The 16,229-nt window shown below is 72.8% G+C and carries 18 protein-coding genes; 6 read left to right on the top strand and 12 right to left on the bottom strand.

The annotated features are described in order from the left end of the window. Positions 1 to 201 precede the first annotated feature (201 nt). The gene (gndA, locus tag AB0J87_RS25380; RefSeq protein WP_363968859.1) at positions 202 to 1,626 is read right to left on the bottom strand and encodes an NADP-dependent phosphogluconate dehydrogenase; all 1,425 of its coding nucleotides are present in this window, start codon (positions 1,624 to 1,626) and stop codon (positions 202 to 204) included. A 63-nt stretch (positions 1,627 to 1,689) separates the two neighbouring features. Further along, a complete protein-coding gene (locus tag AB0J87_RS25375; RefSeq protein ID WP_357741486.1) occupies positions 1,690 to 2,382 on the bottom strand; it encodes an HAD family hydrolase in 693 nt (230 codons plus the stop codon). Between the two features lie 24 nt (positions 2,383 to 2,406). Between AB0J87_RS25375 and AB0J87_RS25370 the strand changes: the two genes are divergently transcribed. From AB0J87_RS25370 to AB0J87_RS25360, 3 genes are all read left to right on the top strand, one after another. Then, the gene (locus AB0J87_RS25370) at positions 2,407 to 3,045 is read left to right on the top strand and encodes an SDR family oxidoreductase (protein ID WP_363968857.1); all 639 of its coding nucleotides are present in this window, start codon (positions 2,407 to 2,409) and stop codon (positions 3,043 to 3,045) included. Beyond that, positions 3,042 to 4,085 carry an aldo/keto reductase gene (locus AB0J87_RS25365; protein WP_350734792.1) on the top strand — a complete coding sequence of 348 codons (1,044 nt, stop codon included), beginning with the start codon at positions 3,042 to 3,044 and terminating at the stop codon, positions 4,083 to 4,085. Before AB0J87_RS25370 ends, AB0J87_RS25365 begins: the two co-directional genes overlap by 4 nt. 82 nt (positions 4,086 to 4,167) lie before the next feature. Next, positions 4,168 to 6,651 carry an ATP-dependent Clp protease ATP-binding subunit gene (locus AB0J87_RS25360; RefSeq protein ID WP_363968855.1) on the top strand — a complete coding sequence of 828 codons (2,484 nt, stop codon included), beginning with the start codon at positions 4,168 to 4,170 and terminating at the stop codon, positions 6,649 to 6,651. 132 nt (positions 6,652 to 6,783) lie between these two features. Here the strand turns inward: AB0J87_RS25360 and ptsP are convergent, their stop codons facing one another. The 8 genes from ptsP to AB0J87_RS25320 are packed head-to-tail and all read right to left on the bottom strand — an operon-like array spanning position 6,784 to position 13,269. Beyond that, positions 6,784 to 8,394 (bottom strand): phosphoenolpyruvate--protein phosphotransferase, encoded by a 1,611-nt coding sequence (gene ptsP / locus AB0J87_RS25355; protein ID WP_363968853.1) that lies wholly within the window; start codon positions 8,392 to 8,394, stop codon positions 6,784 to 6,786. Continuing rightward, positions 8,387 to 8,668, bottom strand: coding sequence for an HPr family phosphocarrier protein (locus tag AB0J87_RS25350; RefSeq protein WP_363968851.1), 282 nt, complete (start codon positions 8,666 to 8,668; stop codon positions 8,387 to 8,389). Before AB0J87_RS25350 ends, ptsP begins: the two co-directional genes overlap by 8 nt. A 10-nt stretch (positions 8,669 to 8,678) precedes the next feature. Further along, positions 8,679 to 9,683 carry a zinc-dependent dehydrogenase gene (locus AB0J87_RS25345; RefSeq protein WP_350734785.1) on the bottom strand — a complete coding sequence of 335 codons (1,005 nt, stop codon included), beginning with the start codon at positions 9,681 to 9,683 and terminating at the stop codon, positions 8,679 to 8,681. After that, positions 9,680 to 10,108, bottom strand: coding sequence for a PTS sugar transporter subunit IIA (locus tag AB0J87_RS25340; protein ID WP_363968849.1), 429 nt, complete (start codon positions 10,106 to 10,108; stop codon positions 9,680 to 9,682). Before AB0J87_RS25340 ends, AB0J87_RS25345 begins: the two co-directional genes overlap by 4 nt. Next, positions 10,101 to 10,409, bottom strand: a complete 309-nt coding sequence (locus AB0J87_RS25335; protein ID WP_225963163.1) for a PTS lactose transporter subunit IIB — start codon at positions 10,407 to 10,409, stop codon at positions 10,101 to 10,103. The genes AB0J87_RS25340 and AB0J87_RS25335 overlap by 8 nt, the downstream gene beginning before the upstream one ends. Positions 10,410 to 10,412: 3 nt before the next feature. Continuing rightward, positions 10,413 to 11,522, bottom strand: a complete 1,110-nt coding sequence (locus tag AB0J87_RS25330; protein ID WP_350734782.1) for a PTS mannitol transporter subunit IICB — start codon at positions 11,520 to 11,522, stop codon at positions 10,413 to 10,415. 32 nt (positions 11,523 to 11,554) lie between these two features. After that, positions 11,555 to 12,511 (bottom strand): 1-phosphofructokinase, encoded by a 957-nt coding sequence (gene pfkB, locus AB0J87_RS25325; RefSeq protein ID WP_363968846.1) that lies wholly within the window; start codon positions 12,509 to 12,511, stop codon positions 11,555 to 11,557. After that, entirely contained in the window at positions 12,508 to 13,269 is a 762-nt protein-coding gene (locus AB0J87_RS25320; protein WP_363968844.1) for a DeoR/GlpR family DNA-binding transcription regulator, read from the bottom strand. Before AB0J87_RS25320 ends, pfkB begins: the two co-directional genes overlap by 4 nt. An 88-nt stretch (positions 13,270 to 13,357) precedes the next feature. On the opposite strand from AB0J87_RS25320, the gene AB0J87_RS25315 reads away from it, so the two are divergent. From AB0J87_RS25315 to AB0J87_RS25305, 3 genes are read left to right on the top strand one after another with little or no spacing between them, the layout of a single operon-like run. Beyond that, positions 13,358 to 14,212 carry a hypothetical protein gene (locus tag AB0J87_RS25315; RefSeq protein WP_363968842.1) on the top strand — a complete coding sequence of 285 codons (855 nt, stop codon included), beginning with the start codon at positions 13,358 to 13,360 and terminating at the stop codon, positions 14,210 to 14,212. Next, the gene (locus AB0J87_RS25310) at positions 14,212 to 15,153 is read left to right on the top strand and encodes a phosphotransferase (RefSeq protein ID WP_363968840.1); all 942 of its coding nucleotides are present in this window, start codon (positions 14,212 to 14,214) and stop codon (positions 15,151 to 15,153) included. The genes AB0J87_RS25315 and AB0J87_RS25310 overlap by 1 nt, the downstream gene beginning before the upstream one ends. Before the next feature lie 33 nt (positions 15,154 to 15,186). Further along, positions 15,187 to 15,414, top strand: coding sequence for a 4-oxalocrotonate tautomerase family protein (locus tag AB0J87_RS25305; protein ID WP_363968838.1), 228 nt, complete (start codon positions 15,187 to 15,189; stop codon positions 15,412 to 15,414). Between the two features lie 15 nt (positions 15,415 to 15,429). Here AB0J87_RS25305 and AB0J87_RS25300 read toward each other — a convergent pair whose 3' ends face one another. Both AB0J87_RS25300 and AB0J87_RS25295 read right to left on the bottom strand, forming a co-directional pair. Then, positions 15,430 to 15,777, bottom strand: coding sequence for an MmcQ/YjbR family DNA-binding protein (locus tag AB0J87_RS25300; RefSeq protein WP_355199057.1), 348 nt, complete (start codon positions 15,775 to 15,777; stop codon positions 15,430 to 15,432). 10 nt (positions 15,778 to 15,787) lie between these two features. Continuing rightward, positions 15,788 to 16,204, bottom strand: a complete 417-nt coding sequence (locus AB0J87_RS25295) for a CBS domain-containing protein (RefSeq protein ID WP_350734769.1) — start codon at positions 16,202 to 16,204, stop codon at positions 15,788 to 15,790. Positions 16,205 to 16,229 lie beyond the last annotated feature (25 nt).

Below are 16,229 nucleotides of genomic sequence, written 5' to 3'. Positions count from 1 at the left end.
CCCCGAGGCGCCCCCCGAGCAGGCCGCCGCCCACCGGCACGGTCGCCGCGTGTCGGTGGCGGTGCGGCCGGCGGGCGGATGGTTGGGCCGGCGGGTGGCGTGGCCGCCGGGGCTCCAGGGCTCCGGGGCTCCGGTCCGGCGTGGGCGGCGGTCCGGCGTGGGTGGCGGTCCGGTGTGGGTGGCGGCGGCGTTGGGTGCGGGTCAGGCCGGGTGTTCGGTGCGGTCGCCGGACCAGTCCGTGTGGAAGGAGCCCTCCTTGTCCACCCGGCGGTAGGTGTGCGCGCCGAAGAAGTCGCGCAGCCCCTGGACCAGCGCGGCCGGGAGGCGGTCGCGCCGCAGGCCGTCGTAGTAGGCCAGCGCCGACGAGAAGCCGGGCGTGGGCACGCCGATCTGCACCGCCGTCGTCACCACGCGCCGCCAGGCCTCCTGCCCCGCGTCCAGCGCGGCCGCGAAGGTCGGGTCGGCCAGGAGCGTCGGCAGGGCCGGGTTGGCGTCGTACGCGGCCCGGATCCGGTCCAGGAACTTGGCCCGGATGATGCACCCGCCGCGCCAGATCGTGGCCATGGCCCCCAGGTCGACGTCCCAGCCGTACTCACGGGAGGCGGCGGCCATCTGGTCGAAGCCCTGCGCGTACGCGACGATCTTGGACGCGTACAGGGCCTGCCGCACGTCCTCCACCAGCTCGCTCCCCCCGACCCCGGAAAGTCCGGGACCCTGCAGGGACGCGGCGGCGGCGCGCTGCTCCGGGTGGCCGGACAGGGCGCGGGCGAAGGTCGCCTCGGCGATGCCCGTCACCGGCACGCCCAGGTCGAGCGCGCTCTGCACGGTCCACCGGCCGGTGCCCTTCTGCTCGGCCTGGTCCACCACGACGTCCACGAACGGCCGGCCCGTCTCGGCGTCCACCTGGTCGAGCACCTCGGCGGTGATCTCGATCAGGTACGAGTCCAGCTCACCCCGGTTCCACTCGCGGAACACCGAGGCCAGCTCCGCCGGAGTCGCGCCCAGGGCCTGGCGCAGCAGGTCGTACGACTCGGCGATGAGCTGCATGTCCGAATACTCGATGCCGTTGTGGACCATTTTCACGAAATGTCCGGCACCGTCGGGGCCGACGTGGACGCAGCACGGCACCCCGTCCACCTTGGCCGAGATGTCCTGCAGGATCGGGCCGAGCGCCTCCCACGACTCCTTCGAGCCGCCCGGCATGATGCTGGGCCCGTGCAGCGCGCCTTCCTCGCCGCCCGAGATGCCGGTGCCGACGAAGTGCAGGCCGCGCTCGCGCAGCGCCGCCTCGCGCCGCCGGGTGTCGTCGAAGTGCGCGTTGCCGCCGTCGACGATCATGTCGCCCGGCTCCATCAGGTCGGCGAGCTGGTCGATCACCGCGTCGGTGCCCGCCCCCGCCTTCACCATGATGATCGCCCGGCGTGGCCGCTTCAGCGAGGCCACGAAGGCGGCCAGGTCCTCGGAAGGGACGAACGTGCCCTCCCCGCCGAACTCCTTGACCAGCTGCTGCGTGCGCCCATATGTGCGGTTGTGCACGGCTACCGCGTATCCGTGCCTGGCCAGGTTGCGGGCCAGGTTGCGCCCCATGGTGGCCAGGCCGGTGACGCCGATGTCTGCCAAGTCCATCTCAAGCTCCTTTGTGGGGGATACGCATGATCCAGCTCGGTGGTTCCAGGGGATATTCCAGCATCAGTCGGACTGTCGGACGCCCAGCTCGTCGAGCCTGTCCAGCATGTCAGCCGGATCGGCGTAGACCCTGAAGGCGCCGGCGCGTTCGAGCTCGTCCCTGCCGTACCCACCGGACTGCAGCCCGATGCCCAGCGCGCCGGCCCGGCGGGCGGCGAGCAGGTCCCAGACGCTGTCGCCCACCACCATGGCATGCGCGGGGTCCACCCGGACCAGTGCCGCACCGGCCAGGAACAGGTCGGGGTCCGGCTTCGCCCGGCGCACCATGTCGCGCGTGATCATCGGGGTGTCCTCCGGCAGGCCCAGCATGCCCAGCGCGAGCCGCGCCGTGCGGGCGTACCCGCTGGTGGCGATCGCCCACGGCACGCCGCGCGAGGAGAGCTCCGACAGCAGCTCCGCCGCGCCGGGCAGCGGCCGTACGGAGTGGACCTGCTGCTCGTAGGCCTCCATGTGCGTGGTCTGCAACTGTTCGATCTGCTCCCGCGTCAGCTTCAGCCCGGTCTCGCGCAGCAGGGCGCTGACGAACAGCCCGCCGCTCATGCCGATGCGCCGGTGGATCCGCCACACCGACAGGTCGATCCCCATGCTCGACAACGCCTGCCGCCATGCGATGACGTGCTGGTAAACGCTGTCTATCAGGGTGCCGTCCAGGTCGAACAGGAATGCCGGCGTCGGGGCCTCCGGAAACTCGCTCATGGGTCCATGACACCATGAGGGACTATGCGGATCATCATCGCGGGTGGTCACGGGAAGATCGCCCTGCTTCTGGAGGAGCGGCTCAAGTCCGGCGCGGTCGGCATCGTGCGCAATCCCGCGCATGTCGCCGACATCGAGGCCACCGGAGCCGAGGCCGTGGTGTGCGACCTGGAGCGGGCGACCGTCGAAGAGGTGGCGGCGATCGCCGAGGGCGCCGACGCGGTGGTCTTCGCGGCCGGAGCCGGTCCCGGCAGCGGCGCGGCCCGCAAGGACACCGTGGACCGCGCCGCGTCCGTGCTGCTGGCCGACGCCGCCGAGCGCGCGGGTGTGCGGCGGTTCATCCAGGTCTCCTCCATGGGCGCGGGCAGAGCGCCGCAGGGTGGCGACGAGGTCTGGGCCGCGTACATCACGGCCAAGACCGAGGCCGAGGAGGACCTGCGCGCCCGCGACCTCGACTGGACGATCCTGCGGCCCGGACGGCTGACCGACGAGCCCGGCACGGGCCTGGTGCGGCTGGCCCCCGAGGTCCCGCCGGGGGCGGTGCCCCGTGACGACGTGGCCGCCGTCATCGCGGCCCTGCTCGAAGCCCCCGGTACGGCCCGCAGGACCCTGGAACTCGTCTCCGGGGACACTCCCATCAAGACCGCCATTGGGACAGAGTGACTTCTGTGACTGAATATCGCGTACTTGGACGTACTGGACTCAAGGTAAGCCCGCTCTGCCTGGGAGCGATGATGTTCGGCGGGTGGGGTGAATCCGACCCCGCGGAGTGCGCCAGGATCATCGACCGCGCGCTCGACTCGGGGATCAACTTCATCGACACCGCCGACGTCTACGCCCAGGGCCAGTCGGAGGAGTTCGTCGGCCAGGCGCTCGCCAAGTCGGGCAGACGCGACGACGTGGTGCTGGCCACCAAGGTCCACGGCGCCATGGGCGAGGGCCCCAACCAGCGGGGCAACTCCCGCCGCTGGATCATCCAGGAGGTCGAGAACAGCCTGCGCCGCCTCGGCACCGACTGGATCGACCTCTACCAGATCCACCGGCCCGACCCGGCCACCGACATCGAGGAGACCCTCGGCGCGCTCACCGACCTCGTACGGCAGGGCAAGGTCCGCTACATCGGCAGCTCCACCTTCCCCGCCCACCAGATCGTCGAGGCCCAGTGGGCGGCGGAGCGGCGCTCGCTCGAGCGGTTCGTGTGCGAGCAGCCGCCGTACTCGCTGCTCGCCCGCGGCATCGAGGCCGACATGCTGCCCGTGGCCGAGAAGTACGGCATGGGCGTCATCGTGTGGAGCCCGCTGGCCGGCGGCTGGCTGAGCGGCCGCTACCGCAAGGGGCAGGAGCAGCCGCAGACGCGCAGGGCGTCCCGGCTGCCCGAGCGGTACGACCTGACCAAGGAGGTCAACCAGCGCAAGCTGGACGCCGTCGAGCAGCTCGCCGTGCTGGCCGAGGAGGCGGGCGTCACGCTGGTCGAGCTGGCGATCGCGTTCACGATCAGGCACCGGGCGGTGACGTCGGCCATCATCGGGCCGCGCACCATGGAACACCTGGAGGGCCAGCTCACGGCCGCCGATGTGCGGCTGACGGACGACGTGCTCGACAGGATCGACGAGATCGTCCCGCCGGGCGTCACGCTCAACCCCGCCGACCGGGGCTGGCAGCCGCCGGAGCTGGGCGACGCGGGCCTGCGCCGACGTCCCTGACCTGGCCCGAGGCTTTGCCTGACGCTGGGTGTGACGTTCGGCGTACGCGGTAGGGGTCCCCCGAATCGAGGGGGGACATGCGATGTCGTTTTTCGGTGGGGACCCGTTCAGAGGGTTCGAGGAGCTCACGGGCCGGGTGTTCGGCGGCATGGAATCCTGGCCGCCTACCCGGCCCGGCGTGCAGCGGGTGGACGTCGGCCGGCTGCTGTCCGCCTCGGCGAGGGAGGTCCTGGCGCGGGCCATGGACGCCGCCGGTCAGCGCGGCGCGTCCGACCTGGACGTGCTCGACATCCTCGACGCCCTGACGGAGGACGACGCCATCCGCAACACGCTGCGCACGGCCGGGGTGGACGTGGGCCGGGTGCGCGACCGCATCGACGAGATGGCCGGGCCGGGCGAGGCCGGCGAGCCGCCCGCCACGCTCTCACCGGCCGCCAAGAGGGCCATCCTCGACGCCCAGCGGATCTCGCGTGCGCTGCGGTCGTCGTACATCGGGCCCGAGCACCTGCTGCTCGCGATCGCCGCGCGCCCCGACTCCGGCGCCGCCCGGATCCTCCAGGACGAGGGCGTCTCCGCCAACGAGCTGCAGGAGGCCATGACGGCCGTCCCGCGCCGGACCGACGGCGAGCCGCGCCGCCAGAGCGACACACCGACGCTCGACGAGTACGGCAGGGACATGACCGAGGAGGCCAGGCAGGGCAGGCTCGACCCGGTCGTCGGCCGCGAGGAGGAGATCGAGCAGGCCATCGAGGTGCTCTCGCGCCGCACCAAGAACAACCCGTGCCTGATCGGCGAGCCGGGCGTCGGCAAGACCGCGATCGTCGAGGGCATCGCCCAGCGCATCGTGAACAACAGCGTCCCCGACACGCTGAAGGACCGGCGCGTCGTCGGCCTCGACCTGACCGGCATGGTGGCCGGGACGAAGTACCGCGGCGAGTTCGAGGAGCGCATCAAGAAGGTCATCGACGAGGTGCGCGCGCACTCCGACGAGATCATCGTCTTCATCGACGAGGTCCACAACCTGGTCGGCGCGGGCGCCGCCGAAGGCGCCATGGACGCGGCCAACATCCTCAAGCCCGCCCTGGCCCGCGGCGAACTGCACATCATCGCGGCCACCACGATCGACGAGTACCGCAAGAACATCGAGAAGGACGCCGCGCTCGAACGCCGCTTCCAGCCCATCCTGGTCGCCGAGCCGAGCGTGGAGGAGACGGTCGAGATCCTGGCCGGGCTGCGGGACGCGTACGAGGCGCACCACCAGGTCCGCATCACCGACGAGGCGCTCGACGCGGCCGCGACCCTGTCCGACCGCTACATCTCCGACCGGTTCCTGCCCGACAAGGCCATCGACCTCATGGACCAGGCCTCCGCCCGGGTGCGGCTGCGCTCGCGCACGCCCGGCGCCGACGTACGGGAGCTGGAGGAACGGCTCGACGCGCTGCGCCGGGACAAGGACCAGGCCGTCTCCGCCGAGGACTTCGACCGCGCCAAGGACCTCACCACGCAGATCGACAAGATCAGGCCGGAGGTCGAACGCGCCCGGCACGGCACGGACAGCGTGCCCCTGGTCACGGTCGAGGACATCGCCGAGATCGTCTCCCGCCGCACCGGCATCCCGGTCACCCAGCTCACCCAGCAGGAACGCGAGCGCCTGATGCGGCTGGAGGAGCACCTGCACGAGCGCGTGATCGGCCAGGAGGAGGCGGTCACCGCCATCGCCGAGGCCGTACGCCGGGCGCGGGCGGGCCTGAAGGACCCGAACCGCCCGATCGGCAGCTTCCTGTTCCTCGGCCCGACGGGGGTCGGCAAGACGGAGCTGGCCAGGGCGCTCGCCGCGGCGCTGTTCGGCGGCGAGGACCACATGGTGCGCATCGACATGAGCGAGTTCCAGGAGCGGCACACGGTCTCCCGCCTCATCGGCGCGCCGCCCGGATACGTCGGGTACGAAGAGGCCGGTCAGCTCACCGAGGCCGTCCGCCGCCGCCCGCACGGCGTGATCCTGCTGGACGAGATCGAGAAGGCCCACCCGGACGTCATGAACATCCTGCTGCAGATGCTCGACGACGGCCGCCTCACCGACGGCCAGGGCCGCACGGTGGACTTCACCAACACGATCGTCATCATGACCAGCAACATCGGCGCCCAGCTCATCCTGGACTCGCCGGGCGACGTCAAGGAGCTCGAGGACCGGCTCATGGACCTGCTGCGGCACTCGCTCCGGCCGGAGCTGCTCAACCGCATCGACGAGACGATCATCTTCAAGCGGCTGGAGAAGGAACAGCTGCGCCAGATCGTGGACCTGATGCTGGAGCGCACCCGGCAGCGGCTGCGCGGGCAGGGCGTCACGCTGGAGGTCACGGACGCGGCCAAGGACTGGCTGGCCGAGCGCGGCTACCAGCCGGAGTTCGGGGCCCGGCCGCTGCGCCGCACGGTGCAGCGGGAGGTGGACAACCGGCTGGCCACGATGCTGCTGACCGGGGAGGTCGAGGAGGGGGGCCGGGTGACGGTGGACGTCGAGGGCGATCACCTCGCCTTCCGCGCCACCGCCGCGCAGCCGACCCCCTGACCGCCGCGACCCCGCGGCCCGCCGGACGTGGCTGGTGTCCTTTGAGGGAGCCGAAAGGAGGCGGGCGGCCGCACGCGCATCGCGGCATCATGCGAACGCGCGCCGAGGGCCCCTGGGGGAGCCCGGGCGCGGTCAGGCGAGGGCGGCCGCGGCGCGTTCGCGGCAGTCGGCCAGCGTGAGGTCCGCCAGGGCCTCGCGTACGGCGGGGACGCACACCGGGGCCATGGACAGGCTGGTCACGCCGAGCCCCACCAGCAGGGGCGCGAGCAGCGGGTCTCCGGCCGCCTCCCCGCACACCCCGACCGGCTTGCCCGCCTCCTGCCCCGCGGCGGCGCACATGGCGATCAGCTCCAGCAGCGCGGGCTGGCGCGGGTCGAGCAGGTCGGCGAGGGCGGAGTGCTGGCGGTCGGCGGCGAAGGTGTACTGGGCCAGGTCGTTGGTGCCGATGCTGAGGAAGTCCATCTCCCGCAGCAGCCGCCCGGCCCGCAGCGCCGCCGCCGGGACCTCGATCATCGCGCCCACCCTGGCGATGCCCCTGGCGCGGGCGCGCCGCGCGAACCCGGTCGCCTCCGCCGTCGTGGTGACCATGGGCGCCATCACCCACGCCTCGGCGCCCGTCTTGCGGGCCGCCTCGGCGATGGCGTCGAGCTGGGTGTCCAGGACGTCCGGCAGCAGCCGGTCGACGCGCAGGCCGCGCACGCCGAGGGCCGGGTTCGGCTCGCCGGGCAGGCCGAGGAAGGGCAGGGGCTTGTCGGTGCCCGCGTCGAGCGTCCGCACGATCACGCTCTCCGCCTGGGCGAACACCTCGGCGTACGCGGCCACCTGCTCCTCGAACGACGGCGCCGTCGTACGGTCCAGGAACAGGAACTCCGTCCTGAACAGCCCGACCCCCTCGGCGCCCGGCCGCAGGTCCCCGGCCGAGCCGATGTTGAGCAGCAGCTTCACCGGATGGCCGTCCGCCGTCCGGCCCGGGCCCCGGCCGGCCGCCAGCCTGGCCCGCTCCGCGCGGTCGGCCTCCTGGACCTCGGCCGCCTCCCGCTCGGTGAGGCCGACGGCGAGCTCGCCGGTGCGGCCGTCCACGCCGACCACGGTGCCGTCCGGGACGTCCATGATCCCCTTGCAGGCCACCACGGCGGGCAGGCCCCGGCCGCGGGCCAGGATCGCGGTGTGGCTCGTCGGCCCGCCCCGCTCGGTCACCAGCGCCAGCACGTCCGGGCCCAGGCCCGCGGTGTCGGCGGGGGAGAGGTCCTCGGCCACCAGCACGTACGGGTGGCCGGGGGAGGGGAGCCCCGGCATGGGGAGGCCGAGCGCGAACGCCACGGCCCGGTGCTTGAGGTCGTCGAGGTCGGCGGCCCGCTCGGCCAGGTAGCCGCCGAGCGCGGCCAGCGTGTCCCGGTGCTGCGCGAAGGCCGCGTCCAGCGCGTGGGCGGCGTCCATGCCCTCCTGGGCCCGGCCCTGGGCGTCCTCCAGCAGCATCGGGTCGTCGGCGATCATCGCCAGCGCCTCGAGGATGTCCGCCGCCTCCCCTGAGGCGCCGGCGGCGCGCCGGGTGAGGTCCGCGGCGACCGCCTCCAGGGCCCCGGCGACGGCGGCCGACTCGGCGGCGGGGTCGGCGACCGGGCGCGGCGGGGGCAGCGTCGGAGGGGCGGCCATCCGCATCGTCGGCCCCGCCGCCCGCCCCTGGCTGACCCCGAGGCCGGTCAGCAGCCCGCCCGAGCCGGAGAAGGCGGGCCGGTCAGGCATCGAGGGCCTCTTCCGCGTCGAGGTCGCGCGAGAGCAGCGCCGCCAGCGAGTCCAGCGCCTCCTCCGCCCCCGGCCCGTCCGCCTCCAGCGTCACCTCCATGCCGCGCACGGCCCCCAGCGACAGCACGCCGAGCATGCTCTTCGCCGGGACCGCCTTCTCGCCGAGCCGCACCGTCACCGGCACCCCCAGCCGCGCCGCCGCCTGCACGAACAGCTTGGCGGGCCGGGCGTGCAGGCCGCTGGCAGAGGCCACGATCACCGTTCGCTGTGCCATCCCGAACCTCCTAGGGCTCAATAGTGACCTTGATGGCCGCGCCCCTGCTGACGAGGTCGATCCCGTCGAGCACCCGGGGCAGCGGCAGCCGGTGGGTGATGAGGTCGGACACCACCACGTCCCCCGAGGCTACGAGCCGCAGCGCCTCGGCGTTGTGGGCCGGGCTGGAGCCGTTCGCGCCGACGATGGTCAGCTCGCGGTAGTGAACGAGGTTGGAGTCCAGGGTGACGAGCGGGTCGTCCTTGGGCAGGCCGCCGAAGAAGCTGATGCGCCCCTGCCGGGCCGCCATCCGTACCGCCTGCTCCTGCGCCGCACCCGAGGCCGCCGCCGTGATCACCACGTCGGCGCCGCGCCCGCCGGTCAGCTTGAACACCTGCTCGACCGGGTCGGCGTCGATCGCCGCGTCCGGGCGTACCAGCTCGGCGGCCATCGCCAGGCGCTGCGGGTTGACGTCCACGAGGAAGACGCGGGCGGCGCCGCGCGCCCGCGCGAGGCGTACGTGCAGGCAGCCGATCGGGCCCGCGCCCATCACCACCACGTCGTCACCCGCCCCCACGCGCGCCAGCGACTGCCCGTTGAGCACGCAGGCGAGGGGCTCGGCCACCGACGCCTCGGCGAAGCCGACGCCCGGCGGGATGGCGTTGACGCCGTTCACGGCCAGCACCTTGGCCGGGATCACCATGTACTCGGCGAAGCCGCCGTCGTAGTGGTAGCCCATCGACTCCTGGTTCGGGCAGACGGTCAGGCGGCCGCGCAGGCACTCCGGGCAGGCGCCGCACGGGATCGCGGCGATCACCTGCACCCGCTCGCCCGTGTCCACGACCTCGCCGGCGATCTCGTGGCCCATCACGCGCGGCGGCCTGATGTGGTGGTGCCCGAACTTGAGGATCTTGGCGTCCGTGCCGCACGTCGAGCAGTTCCGTACGCGGATCTTCAGCTCGCCGGGCCCGGCGACGGGCTCCGGCGCGTCCTCGATCCGGATGTCGCCGGGAGCATGGAATCTGGCGACTTTCACGCTGTGAGCTCCTTCATCACTTGTGAGACTTCGGTGGCCTCGCGCAGCGTCCTGGCGCGGTCGGGGTCGAGCAGGATCTCGGCCAGCGCCGCCAGCAGCGGCACGTGCCCGTCGTCCTTGGCCGCGATGCCGACGCAGAGCGTGACCTGCTCGCCGTCCCAGTCGATGCCCCCAGGGAAGCGCACCACGCAGATGGCGTCGCGCCGGACGTCCTCCTTGGAGGCGTTGGTCCCGTGGGGGATGGCCACGCCCTCGCCGACGTACGTGGAGATCGTCCGCTCCCGTTCGAGCATCGCCTCGATGTACGGCTCCGCGACCGCCCCCACCTCGACCAGCGCCCGCCCGCACCGGCGGATGGCCGCGGCGCGGTCGGGGGCGCTCTCGCTCAGCAGCACGGCCCGCGGGTCGAGCAGGCCGTCACGCATCGACCGTGCCGCCGTTCTTGATGGTGTTGACCAGCCGGGTCACCGCCGGGTCGCCGAGGAAGATCTGGAACGAGACCAGGACCTTCCCGGGGGCGGCGGCCCTGGCGCGGGCGGCCAGCCCGGCGTGGCACAGGACCACGTCGGCGTCGTCGGGGATGGAGTTGACGGGCGTGTGCTCGACGCTGACGCCGGTGTCCTTGAGCTGCTTGCGCAGCGTGGAGGCGAGCATCACGCTGCTGCCCATGCCCGCGTCGCAGGCCACGATGATCTTGTGGATGTCCTTGCTGTCGATGCCGGCCATGGCTCACGCCTCCTTGGTGGCGGGTTCGGTGACGGTTTCCTGCGAGTCCGCGGACTCGTCCTTCTTCTCGCCCCGGCCGAAGCCGAGCAGGATCGCGGCGACGGCGAACGACACGCCCGTGGCCACGAGGATCCCCAGGCTGGAGCCGAGCCAACCGCCCTTCGGCGTGACCGCGATGTAGGCGAAGATGCTGCCCGGCGACGGCGTGGCGACCAGGCCCGCCCCGGTGACCATGAACGTGAACACGCCGGCCGCGCCGCCCGCGATGACCGCGAGGATGAGGCGGGGCTTCATGAGCACGTACGGGAAGTAGATCTCGTGGATGCCGCCGAAGAAGTGGATGATCATGGCGGCGGGCGTGCTCGGGCGCAGCTCGCGCGGGCCGAACAGCAGGTACGCCAGCAGCAGCCCGAGGCCGGGTCCCGGGTTCGACTCCAGCATGAACAGGATCGACTTGCCCGTCTCCGCCGCCTGGGCGACGCCGAGCGGGCCGAGCACGCCGTGGTTGATGGCGTTGTTCAGGAACAGGACCTTGGCCGGCTCGATCAGCACGGAGGCGACGGGGAGCAGGTTGTGGCCGATGAGCCAGCTCACCGCGTTGCCGGCGGCGGTGGTGACCGTCTGGACGATCGGGCCGATGCCGAACATCCCGACCACGGCCATCGCGCCGCCCACGATGCCGGCGGAGAAGTTGTCCACGAGCATCTCGAAGCCGGCCTTGGTCCGCTGCTCCGTGAACTTGTCCACATATTTCAGGATCAAGGCGGTGAGCGGGCCGATGATCATGGCGCCGAGGAACATCGGAGAGTCCGTGCCCACCACGACGCCCATCACCGCCACCGCGCCCACGACCGCGCCGCGCTGCCCGTGCACCATCCGGCCACCGGTGTAGGCGATGAGGATCGGCAGCAGGGTCGAGATGATCGGGCCGACCATCTTCGCGAGCGTCTCGTTGGGCAGCCAGCCGGTCGGGATGAACAGCGCGGTGATCAGGCCCCAGGCGATGAACGCGCCGATGTTCGGCATGATCATGCCGGCCAGGTGGCCGCCGATGCGCTGGATGGTGGCCTTGACACCGGTTCCGGTGACCGGGGGAGTGTAACTGTCGGCCATGGACTTGCTCCTTCGGGGGGATGAGCAGTTGATCAGCCGCTGTGCGGGACAAGGGGGGAGGTGAGGGGGCGGGACGGGTCGGGCGGGTGGACGGCGACGACGACGGGGTCGATGTCGGCGGGGCCGGGCATGCGGCTGCCGGGCAGGCGGACCGCCGCGGCGCCCCAGGCCAGCGCCCGTGCCAGCGCGTCGGGGCCGCGCCCGCCGCCGGCCAGGAAACCGGCCAGCATGGCGTCCCCGGCGCCGACGGAGCTGCGCGGCTCGGTGACGGCGGCCTCGCCGTACCAGATGCCCTGCTCCTCGACGAGCACCGCGCCGTCGGCGCCCAGGCTGGCCAGCACGGTACGCGCGCCCGCGGCCCGCAGCTTGCCGGCCGCCTCGACCACGTCGCCCAGGTGGCGGATGAGCATGCCGGTGGCGGCGGACAGCTCCTCGAGGTTCGGCTTGACCAGCGCGGGCGCGGCGCCGAGCGCGCACGCGAGCGCCGGGCCGCTGGTGTCGACGGCCACGTGGATGCCCGCCCCGGCGAACCTGCGGCACAGCCGGGCGTAGACGTCGGCCGGGACCTCGGGCGGCAGGCTGCCCGAGGCGACCACCCAGTCGGCCTCGTGGGCGGCGTCGAGCACGGCGTCGGCGATCGTGTCCAGCTCCTCGGCCGACAGCGCCGTGCCGGGCTCGTTGATCTTGGTGATGGTGCCGTCGGGCTCGGCCAGGGTGACGTTGGACCTGGTCGGGCCGGCCACCGGGACGGTGACCATGTCGAGCCCCTCGGCCGCGAGGAGCCGTACGAGCTGCCTGCCCTCGTCGCCGCCGAACGGCACCACCGCCCGGCTCGCCACGGCGTTGGCCAGCAGGGCACGTGAGACGTTGACGCCCTTGCCGCCCGGGTCGAGGTGCGCGGCGGCGGCCCGGATGACGGCGCCCCGGTCGAGCGCGGCGATCTCGATGGTGCGGTCGAGGCTGGGGTTCAGGGTTAGGGTGAGGATCATGCCCGGATCACCTCCGGCCCCGCCGCCGCCAGATCGGCGGCGAGCGCGATGTCCAGCCCGGTGTCGGTGATGAGCACGTCGATCTCGTCCAGGCCGGCGAACCTGGCCAGGTACGTGTTCGTGAACTTCGTGTGGTCGGCCAGCAGGACGCTGCGCTGGGCGGCCTTGACCATGGCCCGCTTGATCGCCGCCTCGGCCGGGTCGGGCGTGGTCAGGCCCCGGGCGAGCGAGCAGCCGTTGGCCGCCATGAAGGCCACGTCCACGTTGAGGTCGGCCAGCGGGCGCAGCGCCCAGTCGTCGACCGTGGCGAGCGTCTTGCCGCGCACCCGGCCGCCCAGCATGATCACGTGCAGGTTGGGGCGGGCGGCCAGGGCGGTGGCCAGCGGCGGCGAGTTCACCACGACGGTGAGCTCGCGGTCGGCGGGCAGCACCTTGACCAGCCGGCCCGTCGTGGTGCCCGCGTCGATGATCACGGAACCGTCCTCGGGCAGCTCGGCCAGCGCCGCCTTGGCGATGCGCTCCTTCTCGGCCGTCATCACCTCGTCGCGGGCGGCCAGCGCGGGCTCGAACCCGAGGCGCTCGACGGGGATCGCGCCCCCGTGCACCCGGCGCAGCACGCCCGCCCGCTCCAGCGACGTCAGGTCGCGGCGGATCGTCTCGGTGGTCACGTCGAGCTCGGCGGCCAGCGTCACCACGTCGACGCGGCCCGCGGCGCGCGCCCTCCGCAGGATCTCCTGGTGCCGCTCCTCGGCGTACATGATGTTGGTTCACCGCCGTTTCGGGTTGGTTTCATCTTTGTTTATACCCGCTTTGTTGGCCGGGTCAAGGCTTGGTAGGTATAGGCGAATGCGAAGCAAGCCCCTGGCCGCCGCGATGGCGGCCGTCCCCCTTGTCGTCGGGCTCGCCACGCCCGCCCAGGCGGCCCCGCGGGTGCCCGCGGGCACCACGGCGTCGTGGCTGGTGTTCGACCGGCAGGCGGGCAAGTTCGTGGCCACGCGTAACGCGCACCGGAAGTTCCGCTCGGCCTCGGTCGTCAAGATCCTCATCGCGATCGACTACCTGGAGCGGCGCAAGAGCGTGCCGGCCGCCGACGCGCGGCTGCTGAAGATCATGCTGCGCTCCAGCGACGACGACGCGGCCTCGGCGTTCTGGGACCGCGCCGGAAAGGGGCAGATCATCGTGCGGATGGCGCGCAAGCTCGGCCTGTCCGACACCGCGCCGCCGCCCGCCTCCAAGCCCGGCTTCTGGGGCTACACCTCGCTGAGCGCGTACGACATCGTGCGCACGTACCGCTACCTGCTCGACAGGGCCGAGCCCAGGGTCCGCGACATGATCCTGGGGCACCTGCGGCAGTCCACGCCGTGCGGGACCGACGGCTTCGACCAGACGTTCGGCATCCCCGGCGCGGTGCCCCGGCCGTGGGCGGTCAAGCAGGGCTGGTCGGGGTTCGGCGACACGCCGCCCACGCGGTGCTCCGGCGCCCGGGCGGTCGGGGCGCCCATCTCGTGGATCGCCCAGCGCGCCACCGGCTCGGGCGTGCCCGACTACGGCCGTCCGGTGCTGCACACGACGGGACTGGTGGGCAAGAACGAGCGGTACGTCATGGCGGTGCTGACGGCGCACCCGGCGGGCGGCACGTGGGCCTCCTCGGTTACCCGCGTCACCAAGCTGACGGGCGACCTGTATCGCGGCCTTTCCTGATGACGGGCATGCCGCACGCCACCGGCGGCCGGCGCATCACCTGGGCCGAGGTGCCCGCCGAGGTGCGGACGGCGATCGAGAAGCTGCTCGGAAGCAAGGTGGCCGGCGCGGCCGGCCAGCCGGGCGGCTTCTCCGAAGGCGTGGCCGCCCGGCTGCGCCTCGCCGACGGCGGGCGGGCGTTCGTCAAGGCGGCGAGCTCGCTCGTGGCGCCGGGGGTGGCGCAGTTCCACCGCCGGGAGATCGAGGTCTCCCGGCGGCTCCCCGCCGGGGTGCCGGCACCCCGGCTGCTCCACGCCCATGACGACGGCACGTGGGTGGCCCTGGTGTTCGAGGACGTCGAGGGACGGCTGCCGGCCCAGCCGTGGGTACGCGACGAGCTCGACCGGGTGCTCGCCGCCGCGACCGGGCTGGCGCGGGTGCTGACCCCGTCGCCGATCGACCCGGCCGTGCTCGCCCGGCCACGGCTCGGCGGGTGGCGCGCGCTGGCGGACGAGGGCGGCGCCATGCCGTCGCGGTGGGCCGGCGATCATCTGGACGAACTGGTCGCGCTGGAGGAGGCGGCCGCGCCGTACCTGGCGGGTGAGACGCTCCTGCACGGAGATCTCTATCCGTTCAACATCATGCTCACCCCGGACCGCGTCCTCGTCGTCGACTGGCCCCACGCGTGGGCCGGGGCCGCGCACTGCGACGTGCTCACCCTGCTGTCGAGCGCCTCGCTGAGCGGGGTGGACCCGCAGCCGTTCGCCCAGCGGCATCCGCTGACCCGCGACCTTCCCCCGGAGGCGATCGACGCCTTCCTCGCCACGCACGCCGGCTTCCTGCTGCGGCTGGCGGCCGGCGCCGGGCCGGGCGCCGATCGCCACCTGATCGACATGGCCACCGCGCTGGGCAAGGCGTCGCTGCACTGGCTGCGACGGCGGCTGGCCGGGTTTGCCCCTTAGGCGCGGGGGCAGGTCCGCTGGAGGAGGGAAGCCATGCCGCTCATCAACGTGAAGGTCATCGAGGGCGTTTTCAGTGCCGCTCAGAAGGCCGAGATGGTGGAGAAGCTGACCGACGTGATGGTCGCCATCGAGGGCGAGAACATGCGCCCGCTGACCCTGGTCATCGTGGAGGAGGTCAAGAGCGGCGACTGGGGCGTCGGCGGGAAGCCGATGACGACCGCAGAGGTGAGGGCGATGGCCGCGGGCCTGCGACCCCGTTGAGCTGCCGCGGGCGCGTCACAGGGCCTGGGCCTGCTGTTCCAGGCGCACCTTCTTCGGTACGCACATCCGCCACGCCTCCAGGACCAGCTCCCGCATCTCGGCCGGGTCGAGGGCGTCCATGCGCGCCACCACCCAGTTGAAGCGCAGGTCGGACTCTCCGGGCATGAGGAACTTGTCCGGCTCGGCCGCCACCAGCGCGGCGCGCTCCTCCTTCGGGAACCCGAAGCCCATCAGCGTCTCGTCGCGCGAGAACGCCACGTAGACGATCTTGCCTACGCGGAACTTGACCCGGTCCCGGATGAGGTGCTCCGACGAGCGGGGGAGCGTGCGGGCGAACTGCCGTACATCGTCGACTGTGAACACGGGGCAAACGTTACTGGTTGCCCTCCGCGGCCGAAATGTCGGCGAGCGCGGAGTGCGGGTCGCGCTCCAGGGCCAGGTCGCCGAGGCTGACGATGCCGACCGCGCGGCCGTCCTCCAGCACCGGCAGGCGGCGGACGGCGTGCGAGCGCATGATCCGCACCGCCTGGTCGATGGTGGTGTCGGGGTCGATGGCCTCGACGTACGGGCTGCACGCCTCGCGTACCGGCGTCTGGGAGGACTTCTCGGCCGCGACGACGCGCACGGCGATGTCGCGGTCGGTGATGATGCCCTGGATCCGGCCGTTCTCGTTGACGATCACGGCGCCGGTGTCGTGGTCGCGCATCAGCGCGGCCGCGACGGACACCGGCTGGTCGGCCTCGACCGCCGCCGGGTGGGACGTCATCACCTCTGCCACGGTGTCGGCCATGGGGATCCTCCTGCCTGATCGGTCC

The organism is Nonomuraea sp. NPDC049625 (genome assembly GCF_040675285.1).
In the GTDB taxonomy this organism is placed as follows: domain Bacteria; phylum Actinomycetota; class Actinomycetes; order Streptosporangiales; family Streptosporangiaceae; genus Nonomuraea; species Nonomuraea angiospora_A.
Note: the sequence above shows the minus strand (reverse complement) of the source record. Positions and strands in the feature narration are given on the sequence as shown.

Coding starts and splice junctions, on each gene's coding strand:
- AB0J87_RS25315 (WP_363968842.1), top strand. CDS start 13,358: ATGCGAAGCAAGCCCCTGGCCGCCGCGATGGCGGCCGTCCCCCTTGTC.
- AB0J87_RS25375 (WP_357741486.1), bottom strand. CDS start 2,382: ATGAGCGAGTTTCCGGAGGCCCCGACGCCGGCATTCCTGTTCGACCTG.
- AB0J87_RS25310 (WP_363968840.1), top strand. CDS start 14,212: ATGACGGGCATGCCGCACGCCACCGGCGGCCGGCGCATCACCTGGGCC.
- AB0J87_RS25340 (WP_363968849.1), bottom strand. CDS start 10,108: ATGCGTGACGGCCTGCTCGACCCGCGGGCCGTGCTGCTGAGCGAGAGC.
- pfkB (WP_363968846.1), bottom strand. CDS start 12,511: ATGATCCTCACCCTAACCCTGAACCCCAGCCTCGACCGCACCATCGAG.
- AB0J87_RS25335 (WP_225963163.1), bottom strand. CDS start 10,409: ATGGCCGGCATCGACAGCAAGGACATCCACAAGATCATCGTGGCCTGC.
- ptsP (WP_363968853.1), bottom strand. CDS start 8,394: ATGCCTGACCGGCCCGCCTTCTCCGGCTCGGGCGGGCTGCTGACCGGC.
- AB0J87_RS25330 (WP_350734782.1), bottom strand. CDS start 11,522: ATGGCCGACAGTTACACTCCCCCGGTCACCGGAACCGGTGTCAAGGCC.
- AB0J87_RS25295 (WP_350734769.1), bottom strand. CDS start 16,204: ATGGCCGACACCGTGGCAGAGGTGATGACGTCCCACCCGGCGGCGGTC.
- AB0J87_RS25360 (WP_363968855.1), top strand. CDS start 4,168: ATGTCGTTTTTCGGTGGGGACCCGTTCAGAGGGTTCGAGGAGCTCACG.
- AB0J87_RS25305 (WP_363968838.1), top strand. CDS start 15,187: ATGCCGCTCATCAACGTGAAGGTCATCGAGGGCGTTTTCAGTGCCGCT.
- AB0J87_RS25350 (WP_363968851.1), bottom strand. CDS start 8,668: ATGGCACAGCGAACGGTGATCGTGGCCTCTGCCAGCGGCCTGCACGCC.
- gndA (WP_363968859.1), bottom strand. CDS start 1,626: ATGGACTTGGCAGACATCGGCGTCACCGGCCTGGCCACCATGGGGCGC.
- AB0J87_RS25320 (WP_363968844.1), bottom strand. CDS start 13,269: ATGTACGCCGAGGAGCGGCACCAGGAGATCCTGCGGAGGGCGCGCGCC.
- AB0J87_RS25370 (WP_363968857.1), top strand. CDS start 2,407: ATGCGGATCATCATCGCGGGTGGTCACGGGAAGATCGCCCTGCTTCTG.